The organism is Candidatus Hydrogenedentota bacterium (assembly GCA_018005585.1).
Classification (GTDB): Bacteria; Hydrogenedentota; Hydrogenedentia; order Hydrogenedentales; family JAGMZX01; genus JAGMZX01.
The window spans coordinates 1-18731 of record JAGMZX010000044.1 but is presented as its reverse complement, the minus strand read 5'-3'; the positions used below and the strand labels follow the sequence as shown (position 1 = coordinate 18731).

Genomic DNA, 18731 nt, shown 5'->3' with positions numbered 1-18731 from the left:
ACCGGGTCGCCGCACAATACGACCGTCATCGTGCCGGAGGAGGCCCGTATTCCGCGAGATTGGCTACCCTGGCCCGGGAGTCCCGTGCTGTGCGCGTGCTCGAAATCGGCGCGGGCACCGGTAACGAAACGGCGGCATTTCTCCGCGCGCACCCGTGCGCGCTGACGGCGGTCGAGCCGTCTTCCAACATGCTTTCGTACGGTCGTGCGAAACCGCTGCCGGTCCGTTGGGTCCGGGGTTCCGCGGAAGCGCTTCCTTTTGCGCGGCGCACGTTCGATTTCGTGTACGCGAGTTACGTGCTCCATCACGTGCGCGACCTGGACGCGCTGATGACCGAGTGCACGGGGGTGTTGCGGCGTGGTTGCGCGGCGTTTGTCACCGTGTCGCAGGGAGCCATTCATCGCCATGTCATGAACGGGTATTTTCCCAGTCTTGAGGCTATCGATTGCGCCCGCTTCCAGCCGATTCCGGATATCGAGGCCGCCATGCGCGAGGCCGGGCTGCGGGATGTCCGGTCTGAAGACAGTGCGTCGCCGCCGCGCAATGTGGACGCGGACTACATAGAAAAGGTCGCGGACCAGTTCATCTCTACGTATGCCCTGCTGCCGCGCGCGGAATTCGCCGATGGGCTCGCCCGCCTGCGCGAGGACGTGCTGCAGCGCGGACGGAACCTGCGCATCGTTCGCGAAGCCACGCTGGTTTGGGGCTATCGCTGACAGGCTCATGCCAAAGAAAAAGAAAAAACGGCAGAACGTGCGCACGCGCGATTGGAGCGAAAAGCACGAGTTTGCTTTCACGCACGACCGTGTCAAGCACCGTCGCGCCGTGGCCAGCGTGTCCGACGCCGCGCCGCAGGCCCCGTTACCCACTTCGTTCGAACCAAACGCGGTTGTCATCGCGCACACGAAGAAATGGGCTTTCGTACAGCTTGAGGGCGCTGAACGGCTGTGCAAGATAGACGAGCGGCTCCTGGAAGAGGACGCGACGCTGCTGGCTCCGGGCGACCACGTGCTTGTCGAATTCGATGCGGCGGAGGTTTTCGTGCGCGGCGTCGCGCCGCGCCGCAACCGTCTCAGCCGGCCCGCGCCGGGCTCGTCTCGGGTCCGGGAACAGGTGCTCGCCGCGAATGTCGATTTGCTGCTCGTCGTGGCCTCGGCGGCGCAACCGCCTTTCCGGGCGGGCCTTGTGGACCGTTACCTGATCGCTTCGCAGGTCTGCGCCGTGCCGCCCATGTTGTGCGTGAACAAGATGGACCTGACGGCATCGGCGCCCGGCGAGGTCGACGCCTACCGCGAACTGGGGATACCCGTCTTCCTGACCAGTTGCACGGCGGGTCTCGGCATTGAGGAGGTCCGCGCTGCGCTGCGCTGTAAGACCGCAGTGCTCTCGGGGCACAGCGGTGTGGGCAAGTCGTCCCTCTTAAACGCGATGGACCCGAACCTGCGGCTTGTGACCGAAGAAGTGATCCCGGTCACGGGCAGGGGCAGACATGCGACCACAAGCGCTCGTCTCTACGAATTAGCCGGAGACATTCGCGTTATTGATACCCCAGGTATCCGCGAGATGGGGCTTTGGGGCGTTTCGGCCCAGGAAGTCGCATACTATTTCCCGGAACTGGCCGAAGCCGCGCGCGGATGCCGTTTCCGCAATTGCACGCATACGCATGAACCGGATTGCGCCGTCCGGATCGCCGTCGCGTGCGGGCAGGTCCCGAAAATACGCTTTGATTCCTACGTGCGCATTCGCGCATCCCTTGAAGAGGATAAGGCGCCAGGAGGGGGGTAAACCTCAACATGAACGCAGACGAACACGGACAGACACAGGCAGCATCAGGCGCTTCGACCTTGAATCCCGCGGAGGTCATACGCTCGTTGCAGCGCCGCACCGAGCTGCTTGCGCCCGCGGGACGTTTCGAAGTTCTGGAAGCGGTTCTCGAGGCGGGAGCGGACGCGGTCTATGTCAGCGGAAAGCGGTTTCAGATGCGCGCGCACCGCGCGGATTTTCACTTCGACGATGAGGCGTTGCGCCGCGCCGCTTCTCTCGTGCACGAGCGCGGCAAACATCTGTACGTCACGGTGAACGTGATTCTGGGGAATCATGAGGTGGGGGAAGCGCGTGACTTCATGCGGTTTCTCGACTCTCTGTGGGTGGACGGCATTATCATTTGCGATTTGGCGACCTTGCGCATTGCCGGCGAACTGGGTCTGCGCGGGGAACTGCACGCGAGCACGATGATGAACGTGCACGACCTTGACCAGACCCTCATGCTTCGCGACTTAGGTGTGCGCCGCGTGGTGACTTCGCGCGACATCAGCATCCGGGAGGCCGGTCTGCTCAGTGAGCGTAGCGGGGTCGCGGTCGAGTATTTTCTCCACGGCGATATGTGCGTCGCGCAGTCGGGCCAGTGCTCCATGAGCGGCCTCGTGTTCGGCAAGAGCGCGAATCGCGGTGAGTGCATGAAGCCCTGCCGCTGGGAGTATGAATTGGTTAACCTGCGCGAGGGCGCGTCCACGGGGCCCCTGCGCGCCGGCCATCTGATGGCGCTGCGCGACCTCGCGCTGTTGCGCAACATCCCCGAACTTGTGGAGGCCGGCATCTGGTCACTCAAGATCGAAGGCCGGATGCGTGACGCGGTCTACCTGAGTCATCTGGTCCGGCTCTACCGGGATGCGCTCGATAGCTACTACGCGATGCCGTCCGCCTGGGCGCCGGACAGTGGCCTGCTGGAGCGGCTCTTCCGCGAGCGGGTGCGCGAGATTTCGTCGCTTGCATGCACGGGCGCGCCATCCAGCGCGGCGTTTTTCGATATCTCCGGGAAGCGGGAACCGCTTATGCTCTCGAACGGGGCGCGGGAGGCGTCCATCGCGTCAATTCAATTCCCAATCGCTGGCGCGAAAGCATTGCCGCGTTCGGCGCCCGCACTGACCGTGTGTGTCGGCAGTGTCGAGGCGACCAGAGAGGCCCTGGACGCGGGGGCGGACCGCATCTGGTTGGCCGCTGAAACGCCGCAGTATCGGGAGGCACATTGGACGCCCGATACGTTCCGCGAAGCTTCGTTGCTGGTCGCGGCGCGAGGCGCCCCGCTCGGAATCCGCACGCCGCGCGTTACGGGCGCGGGCGCGCGGGCAGCGTGGCGCGGGCTGGTCGCGCTATGCGCGGACATCGAGGTGCGTTATGTACTCGTGCATCATCTGGGTACATTGAAGCGTGCCCGTGAAGATCTGCCCCGGGCCGCCATCGTGGCCGACTACGGGTTCAACGTGCTGAATGTGCCCGCGGCGCAGGCGCTGTGCGCGTGGGGTGCGTCCGCCGTCACTCCGGGAGTCGAAGCGGGTTTTCAGGACGTGTCCATGCTGGTGCGCGAAAGCGGAGTGCCCGTGGAATTGCTGGCGCATGGTCCCGTCGCGGGCATGCTGGTCGACCACTGCATGATCGCGCTGCACTTGTCGCGCTCCGGCAGCATGGACGTCTGCCGGGGACCCTGCAAACATGCCGCATTCGCATTGCGGGACCGGACGGGCGAAATCCGTCATATCATCGCGGATCAACACTGCAGAAACCATGTGCTTGCCGCGCGTGACTTGGCCGTCTTGCCGGAGATTGACGCCTTCCTGGGGTTGAACGCGGCGTCGCTGCGGATAGAGGCGCAATGGTACGAGCCCGGCATGGCTGGCAAGGTGACGCGGGCCTACCGGGCGGCCTTGGACCGCTGGTCAGCGGGAGAAACGCCCGCCGCGCCTCCGCCCGAGGAGTGGACCGCGTTGATGGCCTCGGGACCGCGTCCCTGGAATTATGGCGGGTATGCGCAGCACGTTTCCAAGTCCGCCTCCACCGCCGCCGTAATGCGAGGTCTCTTGTCATGAATGCCGCGACGCGCCCGGAAGAACTGCTCACGCTCAAGGCGGCTTACCTGATGCCCTGCGTATACCACTTTTACCGGCAGCCGCCGGTCATTGTCTCGGGCGAAGGCGCTTTCCTGGCCGATTCGACCGGGAAACGCTACCTTGATTGCTACAGCGGGGTAACCGTCATGAGCGCGGGCCACGGTAACACCGAGATACTCGACGTGGCCATCACCCAATTGCGGCGGCTTCAGCACACGACCACGATCTATCTGACGGAACCGATGTTGCGGCTCGCGGAGCGGCTGGCGGCTATCGCGCCGGGCGCGATCAGGCGCACGTTCTTCTGCGCGAGCGGTTCAGAGGCCAACGAGACCGCCATGTTGCTCGCGTCGCTTGCCACGGGTCGGCACGGGATCATCGCGCTCACGGACGCGCTGCACGGCAGGACCAACTGGGCGATGAGCGTGACCGGACTGGACATGTGGCGCACCAGCTCGCATCTTCTGGAGGACGTGCGATTCGCGCCGCATCCTTTTTGCGCGAGCTGCCCGCTGCGCGCGTCCCTTCCTTCGTGCGAGTACGCGTGCATCGCGCGCATGGAAACCCTAATTGAGGAAATGGGCCCGGAAAACGTCGCGGCCGTGGTCGCCGAACCCATCCAGGGCAACGGCGGCATCATCGTACCCCCGGAGGGATACTGGCAGCGGGTCCGGCGTCTCTGCGACCGCTACGGCATCCTGCTTATCTTTGACGAGGTGCAAACAGCGATGAACCGCACCGGACGCTGGTTTGGGTCGGAACACTGGGACACCATCCCGGATATTGTGACGATGGCCAAGGCGCTCGGTAACGGGCTGCCCATCGCTGCGGTGATGGCCACAGACGCCATCGCGCAAGCGTACACGCGCCCCGGGGCCGCAACGTTCGGCGCGAATCCGGTTTCATGCGCCGCAGCGCTTGCCACGCTTGAGTTTCATGAGCGGGAGCGGCTGGGCGAGAGAGCGTTGCGCCTGGGCGCGGAGTTTCGGGAGGGGCTGGAGCAACTCGCCCGGGCTTGGCCTTGTCTGACGCGCGTGCGCGGCAAGGGCATGATGACCGGCGTCGATGTCGTGGCCGGCGGGGGGGAGGCGGACGGCGCCCGCTGTGACGCGGTCCTGGAATTATTGAAGGACCTGGGCTTTCTGGCGGGCAAGACGGGCCGGGACCGCAACACGCTGACCTTCATGCCGCCCCTGGTCGTCGAGGCGGCGGATCTGCAGCGGTTGCTCGACGCGGTCAATCGGGCAGTCCGGGAAACGAAGAAATAGGAGTCCTGGTGGCTTACTGTTCGACGCCGGGGATGCGAAAGGTCTTGCCGCCGGGGCCGTAAGAAGTGCGGCACGCAATCAAGCGGTCAATCTGAGGCCGCGTCAAATGCGGCGGTTCCTTGCCCAGCAAATACACCTTGTAAAGAATCTCGGCCGCGTGTTCCAGCTTCTCCATCCGGTTGCAGGCGTCCCACGGGTCCTGTCCCACGGTGACCGCGCCGTGACGGTAGAGCAGCACTACGTCGCACTGCCTGATGTAGTCGCGGATTGCTTCCGCGCCCTCTTTCGTGCCGGACGTTGCGTAAGGTGCGGTCGGCACCGCGCCGAACGCAACCACGACTTCGGGAATGACGGGCGCTTCCATCGAGATACCCGCCAGCGTCAAGGCCAGCGCCGTGGGCGGGTGCGCGTGCACCACGCTGAGGATATCCGGGCGTTCTTCATACGCGGCGAGATGCGTAAAGAATTCCGATGTGACTTTCCCGGGCCCGTCCAGTTTCCGGCCCGCTCCGTCCGCGATAAGGATATCGGAGGGGCGCATCCTGCCCTTGCTGACGCCGCTGGGCGTGCAGAGGAAACGGTCATCTGCGAGCCGGACGCTGATGTTGCCGTCCGTTGCGGCGACGAAATTCTTTGCGCAAAGCTGCCTGCCCACTTCGCACATGCAAGCGCGCAGTTCCGGTTCGTTCATGCGATGACCTCTGGCCGTTGGTCGCACGGGCCGGCGTGTCTACCGCTCGGCGGGCGTGGTTCCGCCGCGCCGGGCATCGGGTGTGCGCCTGAGCAGCACGGTACGCCATACCCAGACCGAGATGATGAAACATAGCACAAGGTGCAGCGCCACCGGTTTGAGAAAGTACGCGAAATCCCCGTGAAACACGCGCCAATAACACGCATACAGAGGGATCCGCGTTGTGGGGCCGCGCTGTGATACCGCGTCTTGCGGCGCCGTTTCAGGCACCCGCGCAGGTTGTGACGCGACGGACAGTTCCGCGGTATTTCCACCCCCGTCCTTCGCTTCTGGCCGCTGCTGGGTAATCACCAAGGTCATGCTCAGCAGCGGCACCCAACACGTCAGGCCGAGGGTTACCGCATAGTTGACCCAGAACCACGGGTTGAACAGGATGCGAGGTAACAAGCTGGACGACACGCCGGCTTCCTCGTCAACGTACCGGGGTGCACCAATGGCGGTACTTGGGGACCTTTCCGGCCACTACGTTGAAATACAGTTCCTGCAACTTGTTGGTGACCGGGCCCGGTTTGCCGTCTCCGATCAGGCGGCGGTCCACCGACCGCACCGGCGCGACCTGCGCGCCCGTGCCGCAGAAAAAGAGCTCGTCGCACACGTAAAGCTCGGTCCGCGCGATGTCGCGCTCGATAACGGGCAATTTCAGTTCATCCGCCGCCAGTTCCATCACCGTGTTGCGCGTTATGCCAACCAGGATATCCGAAGTGGGCGGTGTCGTAATCAGCTGGCCGTTCTGCACCATGAACAGGTTCATGGCGCTGCCCTCGGCAACCATCCCGTTGTCGCGCAGGAAGATCGCTTCGTGAAATCCGGCCTGCTTCGCCTCCGTTGCCGCGAGCGAAGAGTTGATGTAGCTGCCGGTGGACTTGGCGCGGCTGGGAATGGCGTTATCCGACAAACGCCGCCAAGAGGACACGGCCACGTCCAAACCGTCCGTGATATTCACGTAATCGCCAAGCTTAATGACGTAGCAGGAAAAGCTGCTCGTCACGCCGCGAACCGTCGGGCCTAGCGAATGTTCGCTCTTGTAGCAGATTGGCCGGATATAGACGCCTTCTTTGAATCCGCACCGGCGCACGAGTTCGACGCAGACGTTCTCAATTTCTTGCCGGCCTTCGGGGATTTCCATGCACAGAATGTTGAAATTGCGTACGAACCGCTCCACGTGCTCCTTCAGGCGGAAAATAAGAATGCCGTCCTCTTCTGGAACGTAGTAGCCGCGAATGCCCTCGAAGAGCCCTGTACCGTAATTGAAGGCATGAGTCAGGATGCTGACTTGGGCTTCCTCGGTCGGCACATACCGTCCCTCGTGGTACGCAATGGGGGCGGGATACATTTTGGCCATTGGAGCGTCTCCGTGTGGTTTCCACCGGGGTTTCCCCGGCGCCTACAACCAGACCCCCAGGCTATGCGCACACAGTGCGGCATAAGAACGCTGGCGGAATGGCAATAGTATCGGTGAATGCCGGGCGGATATGCAAATCAGGCGAACCCCACCCGTCAAGGCGGGATTCGCCTTGTGACCAGAACGTTCTCATCGCTCCGTCTGCGGTCAGCGATGGGCGGGTGTCTGTTCCGGTTTGTACGATTCGATAATCACCCGGTTCGAAGAGATGCGCCACTTTTCCGCGTACTTCTGCTCGTAGTACCGCTCATTCAACTCGTGAATCAGGTCCTGGCAGTCGCGGACATCGGCCTCCATCAGATCGCGCATCGACAGGATGCCGCAATATTGGTTATTGCTGTCCACGACTATGAGGTGACGAACATGGTGGGTCACCATGATCGCCTTTGCCATGCGGCCCTCATCCTCGAGATGCACGACATTCACGGCCGTGCTCATGACATCGCGGACCCGCACCTTGCCGGGATCAAGTGCCTTGTTAATCACGCGGACAAGCACGTCGCGCTCGGAGAACACGCCGGCGAGTTCGTCTCCGCTCTTGACGGCCGCCGCGCCTATCTTGCGCTCGCACAGTTCGCGCACCGCGTCGCGCACCGTGGCATCGGCCTCTACCCAGAAGGGCTCCCACTTCCGCACTGCGTCTCGAATAATATTCATTCCGCCTCCTTTCCCGATAGGGGGCATTCTTCTCCTTGTGACCCCGCGCGACGCTTGGTTTATACTTGCGTCCGCGTGTATACCCGCGCGTGTGCCGCAAGACAGCAGGCCCTGCACGATACGGCAGGATGCCGACAGGTACTAACCGCGCGCAACAGAAGGAACACAGACATCATGACGGATTCTTCCCGGCTGGCGGTGCACGGCGGTGCGCCCGTGCGCGACGAGTCAAAGCGTCCCTGGCCCAAGTGGCCCGTTTTCGCCGAACGTGAGCGCGCGGCGTTGCTGGAAGTGCTCGACAGCGGCAACTGGTGGTTTGGCGAACGCGTCCGCCGCTTCGAACAGGGATACGCCGCGTTCCAGGGCGCGGCTCAGTGCATTTCGTGCACGAGCGGTACGACTGCGCTTGAGATTGTGCTGCAAGCGCTGGGCGTGCAGCCCGGCGATGAGATCATCACCACACCGTACACGTTTGTCGCCACGGCCTCGGCGATTATCCGGCTGAAAGCGATTCCCGTCTTTGTCGATGTCGACGCTTCCTGGTGTCTCAACCCGGAACTCATCGAAGCCGCGATGACACCGCGGACGAAGGGCATCATCCCGGTTCATTTCGGCGGCCGCATCTGCGACATGGACCGGGTCAATGCGATTGCGGGCAAACACGGGCTTTTCGTGCTGGAGGACGCCTGTCACGCCTGGGGCGGGCGCTGGCAGGGCCGCGGCGCGGGCGTGCTCGGCAAGTGCGGCGTGTTCAGCTTCCAGCACTCGAAGAACATCACGGCGGGCGAGGGCGGCGCAATCGTCACGGACGACGAGGACTTCGCGCTGTTGTGCCGTTCTCTGGTGAATTGCGGACGCGACCCGGTGAAAGGCTGGTATCTTCACGTGAATTTTGGGACAAATGCCCGCCTCACGGAGTTCGCCGCCGCGATTCTCGAGGCGCAACTCGAACGGATGGACGAACAGACGAATCAACGGGAGCGCAATGCCGCCATCTTGAATGCGGCCCTTGCCGGGCTCGAAGGGCTCGAACCGCAGCCGAACGACCCGCGCATCACGCGGCGGCCCTACCATCTATACTGTCTGCGCATCCAACCTGAGAGATTCGGCTGTTCCCGCGAGCGATTCATCGAGGCCGCGCGCGCAGAGGGTCTGCCGATAGCCGCGGGGTACCCGATGCCCTTGTACAAGCAGCCGGCGTTTGAAAGCGCGCCTTTCCGCGACTACAGCACATGCCGGTGCCCGCAGGCCGAGGATCTGTGCGACCGCAGCGGCATGTGGCTGCGGCATGCATTGCTTCTGGGTTCCGAAGAGAACATGCAGGACATCATTGAAATTGCCCGCAAGATCAAAAAATACGCACGGGAACTGCGCGAGTAGTCTCCCGCCGCGTGCGCGAGCGGTGGCGTGTTCTTACCGCGATGACGCCAGTCCGGGACCGCGGCGCGCATGAAACCACCCGGCGTCAAGCGCGCGGGCCGTGCTCGCGGCAGCGGGCGAACGGCCACATGCCCCCATTGCCGGTACGAGCGGCCCTTGGGGGATACGCCGTGTCCCCTCTGCGGGTATCCTTGGCCTTGGGCCAAACGTATGGAAAAGCGCTGCCGGAAAGGCAAGCCGTCCGGCACCGGATAACTCTGTTATACTGGACTCGCCCCGGCGGGGCAGCAAGGTCAGGAGGGCAGGGTCATGTTGACGCTGAAGAAGATTCTCGCATATGCGGTGCAAAACGGCGCTTCGGACGCGCATCTGACGGTGGGCAGTCCGCCCGCGGTACGTATCGACGGCGATATCCGCTTTCTCGATACCGATACGCTCACGCCGCAGGATACACTGGGCTATCTCGACGAGATTATGGACGAACGCCAGAAGGAGCAATTCCTGCGCACGGGCGACTCCGACCTGGCGCTGGGCGTGTCCGGATTGGGCCGTTTCCGTGTGAACGTACTGCGGCAGCGCGGCTCGGTTGGCATTGTGATGCGCCACGTGCGTGGTAAGATCCTGAATTTCGAGGATCTTTATCTGCCGCCGGTCATGAACAATATCGCGAATTATCCGCGTGGCCTTGTTCTGATTACGGGTACTACGGGCAGCGGCAAATCGACGACACTGGCGTCGCTCATCGATTGGATCAACGATCGGAAGCGGGTGCATATCGTTACGCTCGAAGACCCCATCGAATTTCTGCATACAAACAAGAAGAGCATCATCACGCAGCGCGAGATTTCAATCGACACGAAAGACTTCCACGTGGCGCTGCGCGCGGCAATGCGCGAAGACCCCGATGTCATCCTCGTCGGTGAAATGCGTGACGCGGAAACGTTCCAGGCGGCCATATCCGCCGCCGAAACGGGCCACCTGGTTTTCAGCACGCTGCACACGACCAATGCCATGATGACCATGGACCGCATCATGGACATGTTCCCGTCGAATCAGCAGCCGCAGGTGCGGTCTCAATTGTCGCTGCAACTGCGCGCATCCATCGCGCAGCGCCTCCTGCAGGCCGCGTCGGGCAAGGGCCGGATTCCCGCTGTCGAGGTCATGATTAACAACCCCGGCATCGCGGCGCTGATTCGTGAAAACAACATGCGCCAGATTCCGGTCGCCTTGGCGGCGGGCGCGGCTGAGGGGATGCAGACCTTCAACATGAGCCTCGCGGGGTTGCTCAAGCGGAAGCTCATCACGAAGGAGGAGGCGATGTGGAATTCCGACAATCCGGACGAACTCGAGATGACGCTGCAAGGGGTTCATCTGAGCAAGGACCGGGGCGGAATCCTGAAGCGATAGGGCAGCATCAGCGTCTCAGCGTGACGCAGCGTGCTCCGGATAGTCCGTGGCCAGCACGAGCATGCCCGCGTGGACCATGTCGTAAAGGCGCCACGCGTCTGCATGGCTGAGGCGGACGCCCGACTTGGCGGCGGGCGTACCGAGACCGGTCTCATTGTCCGCGCCATGGAAATCACAGGTGATGCGGTCTCGTGTACAGGGGCATGGAAACGCCTCTTCGGACAGTCCACGCAGGGTGATTAGCCGCGTGAATGCCTGCTCCTCGTCCTGGCTGGCGGGCGGTCCGGCGCCGCCGGTGCGGGCGTTGCGTGAAATCAGGCCGCCCAACGGTGTCTCCGCGCCGGTGCGAGCCTTTACCACGTGCCAGCCCGATGGCCCCGGCGCGCCGCTGGTCGAACACAGCGCCTCCCAAAGCACATAGCCTTCCTGTACGACGCGGACGCATTGTTCGTCGACAGACAGCCATACCGCCGCATTACCGCCAGCCGCGCGGCGCCAGCCGTGGCGCCCGAGCCAGACGGTTTCGTCCGGCGTCAAGGGACGCACCGCCCCGCTGGGAAGCCACGACACCACGACGGGGACTTCCGTGCGCGCGTTCTGCGTATGGAAACGCGAACCGCGTGGCAGAACCACCTCGAAACCCTTCGCGCGCACGTACCGCGCCGTTACGCTGCCCTCGCGCGCAGGAAGCGTGAGCGTGGCGTGTTCCAGACTGTGCGGCACTCGCGGCACAAACGACAGGGCGCTCCACTCCGTGCCGGCGGCGTCGACGCCGAATAGCTCCCGCAGCATCGTTTCACGCAAATTCCATTTCACCGGAACCGCCGCGCCGCGTTGGGCCAGAAACGAGGAATGCGCAGAGACGTGTGTCTCCAGTGCGCCGCCAAACCCGTCTCGGTCGTCCGCGCGAACCGGCCCTGCGCCCAAACGGGCGGACTTGCCGGAGACGGCGAGGTCCCAGGCAGCCTCGAGGAACGGCTCGGAACACGAAAACCAGCCGCGCCCGCCGGCAAAGAAACGCGGGCGGGCATAGGGGGCAGGGGACCCCGCCATGCGCAGCGCATCGGGGCCGGCGCCCGACAGCAGCTGTTCCAGGTCCGTTACAGCCAGGACCGCGCGCTCATACTCGGATTTCCGCACCAGCGGGTCCAGGCCCAGTGGCCAGTCCACGGCGACAGCCTGCGCGGAGAGCACGCGATAATCCGTCTTTCCGGCAGACCGGCATATCTGGATCCAGGTGGGGACCAATTCCCCGGCAACGACGCGCGCACGCTGCTCCCCCGGCCCTTTCTCAAGCCGCACATCGAGTATCGCCCCCGCATCCTTGTAGCGGTCGCGTTGGCTTGAAATGAAATTGCCCAGCGAATAAGCAACCAATCCGCGGCGCTGTTGGCCGTTTGCGTCTTGAACCGTGCGCCAGACCGCCGGCTGCGTCATGTGCGGGTGACACCCCACGACCAGGTCCGCGCCCGCCGCAATGAGCGCGTCGCCCAGCGATACCTGCCGCCTTGCGGGCTGACGCTGATACTCATCGCCCCAGTGCAGAAACACGAGTACCGCGTCCACGCCGCCTGCCCGCGCCCGCTGGATATCCGCGACGATCCGGTCCTGAACGGCGTAGTTGACCATGTAGGCCAGTTTTCCCTTGTCGAAATACTGCTCGATGCCATTTGTCATCTCGGTGTACGCCAGTACGGCCAGGCTTATGCTGTTACGTTCCAGAACCAGCAAATGCGCCGCCTCGACCGGCGAACGCGCCGTTCCCGCGTGCCGCAGCCCGTACGCGTCGAGGATGTCCAGGGTATTGCGCACCCCCGTTTCCAGTTTGTCCAAGGTGTGGTTGTTCGCGGTGACCAGCACGTCAAAACCCGCCCAGGCAAGCGCGCGGCCCAGGCATTCCGGACTGCCGAAGCAGGGATAGCCGGTGTAGTTGCGCTCGATAAGCGTGGTTTCAAGATTGCCGACGGTGAAGTCCGCATCTTGAAGCAGGGGCCGCACACCTTCGAAGAAAGTCTCGAAACGGTAATCCGTGCCGCGTTCCGGCCGTGTTGCGTTCAATTGCGAAACGTGCATCATGATGTCGCCGGTAAACCGAAGATGCAACGCCGACGTGCCCTGCGGCTGCCGGCCGAACGCCGCCTGCGCCGGCGCGGACAGCACGATTACCGCCAGCAACGCACGAACCGGCCAACGCCCGGCCTGTGGCGCCGTTCGCAGCACCGCCACTTCAGCTTCTCCTTCGCGCGATCAGACACATCCCCAGATGGAAATAACGAAATTATTATAGACGAGAACGTGACACGGAAAAAGTCTTCCGGGCACCGGCTGCGGATGCAGGAGAGGAGGGGCGGGCCGGATGCAAACACGGACCGCGAACGAGCGGGGCCCGTCCGCGGTCAGAAACGAGTTCAGACTTCTACTGCAGCGCGTTGATGCGTGTTGTCAGCGAGGATTTTTTGCGCGCCGCCGCGTTGCGGTGGATGACGCCCTTGGCCGTGGCGCGGTCAATCGCCGCAATCGCCTGAGGCACCACTGCACTCGCCTCCGCCTTGTCTTTTGCCTCGAGCGCGGCCATGGCCCGCTTGATGTAGGTGCGCATGCGCGATTTTACGTCCATGTTGCGCAGACGCCGTTGCCGATCCTGCCGGATACGCTTCTCTTGTTGCTTAATGTTCGCCATCTGTTTGCTTCAACCTCTTTGCTGCTCGTGCGGAAAACATGGGCATCTTCTGCAACCTCGCCCGGAACACCCGCGCGCGATGCGCAGTCCAGCGCGGACAGAACACTGCCCGTGCGGTTTTCAGCCCTTCTGAGGGAAAGTACTATAGCAAACGCGTGAATCCCCGTGCAAATTGACTCCCGCATTGGCGGTGCGGATGCGCAGACAGCCGGAGGCTCATTCCGGCCCCGCCCGTGTCACGGCATGCTTACTCGATGGTGCTTTCGACGGCCACGATGCCGGTTTCGGGCGCACCTTCGACGAGACCCAGCGCCTGGATATTGAGCATCTTGACGAGGTCCTCCCGGATTTCGAGCAGGGAATCCAGCACGGCGGCGGAACCCGTGACCGCGACGCGCGCCACGGGCGCGGCCATGCTCTTGTTCGCATCGCCTTTAGCCTTGCGCACGGCATCGAAGACGGCGACCATCGCGGCATACTGGCCGGCATGCCGCGGCGGCGCGACGGTGGCGAATTCTTCGATGGAGGGCCACGGGCTGCGGTGGACGGATTCGTGCATGCCGGGATCCGTGCTGTAGGCCCAGTGCCAGATTTCTTCGGTGATGTAGGGCACGAACGGGGCAAAGAGCCGCAGAATCGCGCGGTGGATGAGGCGCAGTACGGCGAAGGCGGACCGTTTCCCCTCGCTGAACCCTTCCTCGTACGCGCGGCCTTTGCAGAGCTCGAGGTAGTTGTCGCAGAATGTCTGCCAGAAGAATTCCTCGGTGAGTGAGAGTGCTTGCGCGTAATCGAAGGCGTCGAAAGCCTGCGTGACGCGCTGGATCAAGGGGCGCAGTTCCGCGATGACGGCGCGATCCGCGGGCGCGGTGACGGCCCCGGCGGACAACAGCGCCGGATCGACGCCGTCCAGCCGCATCAGCACGAACTTGCTCGCGTTAAAAAGCTTCGTGCACAGCTTCTTCCCGACCTTGAACACCTGCTCGTCGTAGGCGGTGTCGACGCCCAGGCGCGCGCGCGCCGCCCAGTACCGGACGCCGTCCGCGCCGAACTGATCGACCAACGGCTCGGGAGTGACGACGTTTCCGTGGCTCTTCGACATCTTCTTGCGGTCCGGGTCGAGAATCCAGCCGCTGATGACCACGTTGCGCCACGGAATTTCACGTTCGTGCAGGTACGCCTTGACGATCGTGTAGAAGGCCCACGTGCGGATGATCTCGTGGCTCTGCGGGCGGACATCCATCGGGAAGAGCCGCCGGTGCCGGTCCGGGTTCATCACCCAATGCGTTGCGATTTCCGGCGTCAAGGAACTCGTTGCCCAAGTGTCCAGCACGTCCGGATCGCCCGTGAACCCGCCCGGCTGGTCGCGCTGATCGTTCGTGCAGCCCTCGGGCGCGTCCGAAAGCGGGTCGATGGGCAACCGACCGGGCCGCGGCAGGATGCGCTGATCGTAGCGGACCTCTCCGTTATCGCCAATCTTGTACCAGACCGGAATGGGCACGCCGAAATAGCGCTGGCGGCTCAAGCACCAGTCCTGATTCAGTCCTTCGACCCAGTGTTCGTAGCGTTTCACCATGAAATCGGGGTGCCATTGAATCTTGCGGCCCTGTTCGATCAAGGCTTCCTTCTTGTCCATGATCTTCGTATACCACTGGCGCGTCGGGATGAGTTCGAGCGGGCGGTCGCCCTTCTCGAAGTAGCGGATCGCATGCGATATGGCTTCGCTGGGCCGGTCAATGACGCCCGGCGTGTTTTCGGCGATTTCGATGGTCGTTTTCTGAGCCTTGCGCGCGTACATGCCGGCAATCTGGCCGTACACCGCGTTCGCCGCATCCGGATTCTTACTTTCCCAACCGGGTGCGCCGAAGGTGACCGGCAGCAGACAGCCGTTCTTCCCGACGATTTGCCGCAGCGGGAGACCAAAGCTGCGCCACCATTCGACGTCCGTCTGGTCGCCGAAGGTACAGACCATGACCACGCCGGTGCCTTTTTCCGGGTCGGCCTTCGGGTCGGCCATAATTGGCACGGGCACCTGGAAGAGCGGCGTGACAGCGTTCTTGCCGAGGTACTTCTTGAACCGGTCGTCGTCCGGATGAATCAGCACGGCGACGCAGGCCGCGAGCAGTTCTGGCCGCGTCGTTGCAATGACGAGGTACTCGTCCGAGTCCTCGATACCGAAACGCAGAAAATGAAACGCGCTGGGCACTTCCTTATCGATCAGTTCCGCCTGCGCGATGGCGGTCTGAAAATCGACGTCCCAGAGCACGGGCCGCTCGTCCTGGTAGATTTCGCCTTTTTCGAGCAGGTCAAGAAAACTCCATTGCGAGATGCGACGGCAGTGTTCGTCGATGGTCGCGTATTCGAGGTCCCAGTCGTAGCTCATCCCGAGGCGCGTCCACAGGTGCTTGAACGCCTTTTCGTCCTCCACCACGACGTCGTCGCAGAGTTCGACGAAATTGCGGCGGCTGATCGGCTGTGGGTTGCCTTTGCGGCCGCGCTCGTGCGTCAGGCTCGGATCATAAGGCAGGTGTCCCTCGCACTTGACGTTGAAGAGGTTCTGGACCCGGCGCTCGGTCGGCAGGCCGTTGTCATCCCAGCCGATCGGGAAAAAGATGTTTTTGCCGCGCATGCGCTGGTAACGGACGATGAAGTCCTGGTGCGAATAGGAGAACATATGGCCGACGTGCAGCGAGCCGCTCACGGTCGGCGGTGGCGTGTCTACCACGAAAGTCTCGTCGCGGCCCTTGGCCGGGTCCCACCTGTAGAGACCCTTCTCCTGCCAGTATGCCTGCCAGCGCGGCTCTGCTTCCTCGGACTTGAACTGTCTCGGCATCTCCATGACGCATTCCTGTATCGGGTCTTGCAGACGAATGGAAAAAGCGCGCGGGACGCGCGCGGAGCCGGATTATAGCAGATGCGGGAGCGCCATACCCAAGCGCTATCCGGTCTGGCCCCAGGTAACGAACCAGACGAGGGCCGTCTGCATCTTCGGCAATGCGAACGACAGCCAGGGCCGCGCCACGAATATGGCGATAAGAATCCCAAAGGGCCCGACCTGGTCCAGCGTGCGCTGGCCGCTCTCGGGGAGGAAATAGCCGAGGACGTAATGTCCGTCCAGCGGCGGCACGGGAATGATATTGAAGAGCAGCAATATCATGTTGATCATGATGAGATACAAGACGATCATGAACAGGATTTCGATGATCTGCGAGTCTGGCTCGAAGCCTCCGACGGTAACAAGGATTCGCAATACCAGGGCGCCGGAAAGGGCGACCAGGAGATTGGAGCCGGGTCCCGCGAGGGCGATGAGCATGGGGTCGCGCCGCGCGTTGTTCAGATTGCGCGGGTTGAACGGCACGGGCTTGGCCCAGCCGAACATGTAGGGCACGTTGGTCAGCATCATGACCAGTGGCAGGATGACGGTGCCGAGCGGGTCGGCGTGCTTGACCGGGTTCAGGGTCAGGCGCCCCATGAGCCGGCCGGTAGGGTCGCCGCAGTAGTTCGCCATGGCCGCGTGCGCCGCTTCATGCACACATAGCGAGAATAGAAGGCAGAAATACTGTAACAGTATGAATCCAATATCGATATCCATGAAGGGAATAATGCCTTTCGCGTGCTTGCGCCAGCGGTATTATAGAGGCCGTTTTCAGACGATGCAAAAACGCCGCGGGTTTCACGTGGTTTACTCCTCATGTGCGGTTCGGGCGCGCGGATTCGCCGCTGCTCAGGCGTTGCCTCAAAATTGCCACGCGTAGTAAGCTGCGGCGCCAGGGGCGCATTGCTGGGAGCAACCATGACGGAAGATCCGACAAGGACAATGCCGCGGAGTCCGCGCTGGCGGCGCTGGCTGCGGCGGGCGGCGGTGCTGGCATGCTTACCGCCGCTGTTGTTGTTTGTGCTGCTGGCCGTGTCGATAGCGGCGCTTGCGCCCTTGGAGGAAGCGGTCTCATTCGACACCGCGGCGGCGCAAGGCATCTCCTTCACACTGCCTTCGCGGGTTGTGCCGGGGCCGGGCTTGCCGGCGGACTTGGAGATCCAGTCGTCCAACAACGTTGTCGACCTGACTTGTTACCGTGGCGAATACTTTCTTGCGTTCCGGACGGGACCGACGCACTATGCTTCGGCGAAGGCGCGCATTGTGGTGTTGCGCTCAGCGGACCAGGCCCGCTGGGAACTGGAGACGGCGCTTGACCTGTCCGGCGCGGATTTGCGGGAGCCGCGATTCCTGGAGTACCGGGGCAAGTTGATTCTGTATTTCATCAAGGCGGGCAACAAGTTCTATTGGTTCGAGCCAGAAGGCATTTTTGCCACGGAGCGGCTCCAGGAGGGGCGCTGGTCCGAGCCTGTGTCCATTTTCAAGCCCGGCTACATCGTCTGGCGCGCGAGAGTCCACGACGGCGTTGCCTACATGTCGGTCTACCACGGCGAAGGCCTTTACAATCTGTTCAATCCGGCGGGCGAAGTGCGGCTGCTGACTTCGGCGGACGGCTATGATTGGAAACCCATTTCAGACGCGCCTCAGGTCGTGGACGCAGGCGCGGAGGAGGCCGACTTCGAGTTTGACGCGGCGGGTAACCTCGTCGCCGTGGTTCGCCTGGAAATGGAGGGGGGCATGGTCTGCCGCGCGAGCAAGGACCGCCTCGACCAATGGGATTGCGAGTTCACGCCGTACAAGTACGACAGTCCGTTTCTGCTGCGGCGCGGCAACGCTTTCTACGTCGTGGCCCGGCGCAATGTGTCCGGCGCCTATCACCGCGGTTGGGACGCGCTGCCGGACCCGCTGGAGCGGGGCTGCTATCTGCTGCGGTATGCGTTCACACGCAAGCGCACGTCCTTGTTTCGTCTCGACCCGGACAGCATGTCGTTGGCGCCGTTGCTCGATTTCCCCTCGTGCGGCGATACCGCCTACGCGGCCCTTTCGCCTCTGGGTGAAAGCGCGTACTACATGGTGTATTACAGCACGGACATCGGGGGCCGCGACTGGCCCTGGACGCTCGGCCAGGTCATCGGCTGCAACATCTACGAAACGGTGTTGCGATTCCCTGGGACGGCCGGGAAGCTGCAGCAAGAATGACACTGTGGCACAAGTTGGAGAAAAAGGGCGAAAAGGACGTAGGGGAGAAGAAGCGCACCGGTCGGGGGCTTGTCGACGGCGGCCTGCGCGAGCGCATGACCCGCGCACGCCTTTTGGCGCGCCGAACAACATGGCGAGCCGTCACAACGGCCGTCACGAAAAGGAATGGCTTTCCCTTTCCCCTGCTGGACACGTGCGCGGAATCGAGCTAAGATGATGGCGCTCTTATTC

The 18731-nt window shown here is 63.0% G+C and carries 15 protein-coding genes; 7 read left to right on the top strand and 8 right to left on the bottom strand.

What is annotated here, in order from left to right; translation table 11 throughout:
- Window positions 1-89: 89 nt before the first annotated feature.
- From KA184_09695 to KA184_09680, 4 genes are read left to right on the top strand one after another with little or no spacing between them, the layout of a single operon-like run.
- Complete coding sequence (locus KA184_09695; protein MBP8129836.1) at window positions 90-716, top strand: class I SAM-dependent methyltransferase; 627 nt, start codon at window positions 90-92, stop codon at window positions 714-716.
- A gap of 7 nt (window positions 717-723) precedes the next feature.
- Complete coding sequence (rsgA, locus tag KA184_09690) at window positions 724-1785, top strand: ribosome small subunit-dependent GTPase A (GenBank protein MBP8129835.1); 1062 nt, start codon at window positions 724-726, stop codon at window positions 1783-1785.
- Window positions 1786-1793: 8 nt separating this feature from the next.
- Window positions 1794-3863: a U32 family peptidase gene (locus KA184_09685; protein ID MBP8129834.1), complete on the top strand. Its 2070-nt coding sequence runs from the start codon at window positions 1794-1796 to the stop codon at window positions 3861-3863.
- Window positions 3860-5152 (top strand): aspartate aminotransferase family protein, encoded by a 1293-nt coding sequence (locus KA184_09680; protein ID MBP8129833.1) that lies wholly within the window; start codon window positions 3860-3862, stop codon window positions 5150-5152. The genes KA184_09685 and KA184_09680 overlap by 4 nt, the downstream gene beginning before the upstream one ends.
- 13 nt (window positions 5153-5165) lie before the next feature.
- Here the strand turns inward: KA184_09680 and KA184_09675 are convergent, their stop codons facing one another.
- The 4 genes from KA184_09675 to KA184_09660 form a co-directional block, all read right to left on the bottom strand.
- Complete coding sequence (locus tag KA184_09675; protein ID MBP8129832.1) at window positions 5166-5843, bottom strand: class II aldolase/adducin family protein; 678 nt, start codon at window positions 5841-5843, stop codon at window positions 5166-5168.
- A 39-nt stretch (window positions 5844-5882) separates the two neighbouring features.
- Entirely contained in the window at window positions 5883-6302 is a 420-nt protein-coding gene (locus KA184_09670; protein ID MBP8129831.1) for a hypothetical protein, read from the bottom strand.
- 13 nt (window positions 6303-6315) lie between these two features.
- A complete protein-coding gene (locus KA184_09665) occupies window positions 6316-7245 on the bottom strand; it encodes a branched-chain amino acid transaminase (GenBank protein ID MBP8129830.1) in 930 nt (309 codons plus the stop codon).
- A 207-nt stretch (window positions 7246-7452) separates the two neighbouring features.
- Complete coding sequence (locus tag KA184_09660; GenBank protein MBP8129829.1) at window positions 7453-7962, bottom strand: CBS domain-containing protein; 510 nt, start codon at window positions 7960-7962, stop codon at window positions 7453-7455.
- Window positions 7963-8136: 174 nt separating this feature from the next.
- On the opposite strand from KA184_09660, the gene KA184_09655 reads away from it, so the two are divergent.
- Together KA184_09655 and KA184_09650 are read left to right on the top strand one after the other, a co-directional pair.
- Complete coding sequence (locus tag KA184_09655) at window positions 8137-9342, top strand: DegT/DnrJ/EryC1/StrS family aminotransferase (protein ID MBP8129828.1); 1206 nt, start codon at window positions 8137-8139, stop codon at window positions 9340-9342.
- A 309-nt stretch (window positions 9343-9651) separates the two neighbouring features.
- Window positions 9652-10749 (top strand): type IV pilus twitching motility protein PilT, encoded by a 1098-nt coding sequence (locus KA184_09650; GenBank protein ID MBP8129827.1) that lies wholly within the window; start codon window positions 9652-9654, stop codon window positions 10747-10749.
- Window positions 10750-10764: 15 nt separating this feature from the next.
- On the opposite strand, the gene KA184_09645 is transcribed toward KA184_09650, so the two are convergent.
- The 4 genes from KA184_09645 to KA184_09630 all read right to left on the bottom strand — a co-directional run bounded on the left by KA184_09645 (window position 10765) and on the right by KA184_09630 (window position 17018).
- The gene (locus tag KA184_09645) at window positions 10765-12975 is read right to left on the bottom strand and encodes a CapA family protein (GenBank protein ID MBP8129826.1); all 2211 of its coding nucleotides are present in this window, start codon (window positions 12973-12975) and stop codon (window positions 10765-10767) included.
- A 190-nt stretch (window positions 12976-13165) separates the two neighbouring features.
- Window positions 13166-13429, bottom strand: coding sequence for a 30S ribosomal protein S20 (rpsT, locus tag KA184_09640; protein ID MBP8129825.1), 264 nt, complete (start codon window positions 13427-13429; stop codon window positions 13166-13168).
- 247 nt (window positions 13430-13676) lie between these two features.
- The gene (gene valS, locus KA184_09635) at window positions 13677-16265 is read right to left on the bottom strand and encodes a valine--tRNA ligase (protein ID MBP8129824.1); all 2589 of its coding nucleotides are present in this window, start codon (window positions 16263-16265) and stop codon (window positions 13677-13679) included.
- A gap of 99 nt (window positions 16266-16364) precedes the next feature.
- On the bottom strand, window positions 16365-17018 hold the full coding sequence (locus KA184_09630; GenBank protein MBP8129823.1) for a site-2 protease family protein: 654 nt from the start codon (window positions 17016-17018) through the stop codon (window positions 16365-16367).
- A 201-nt stretch (window positions 17019-17219) separates the two neighbouring features.
- On the opposite strand from KA184_09630, the gene KA184_09625 reads away from it, so the two are divergent.
- Entirely contained in the window at window positions 17220-18500 is a 1281-nt protein-coding gene (locus KA184_09625; GenBank protein MBP8129822.1) for a hypothetical protein, read from the top strand.
- Window positions 18501-18731 lie beyond the last annotated feature (231 nt).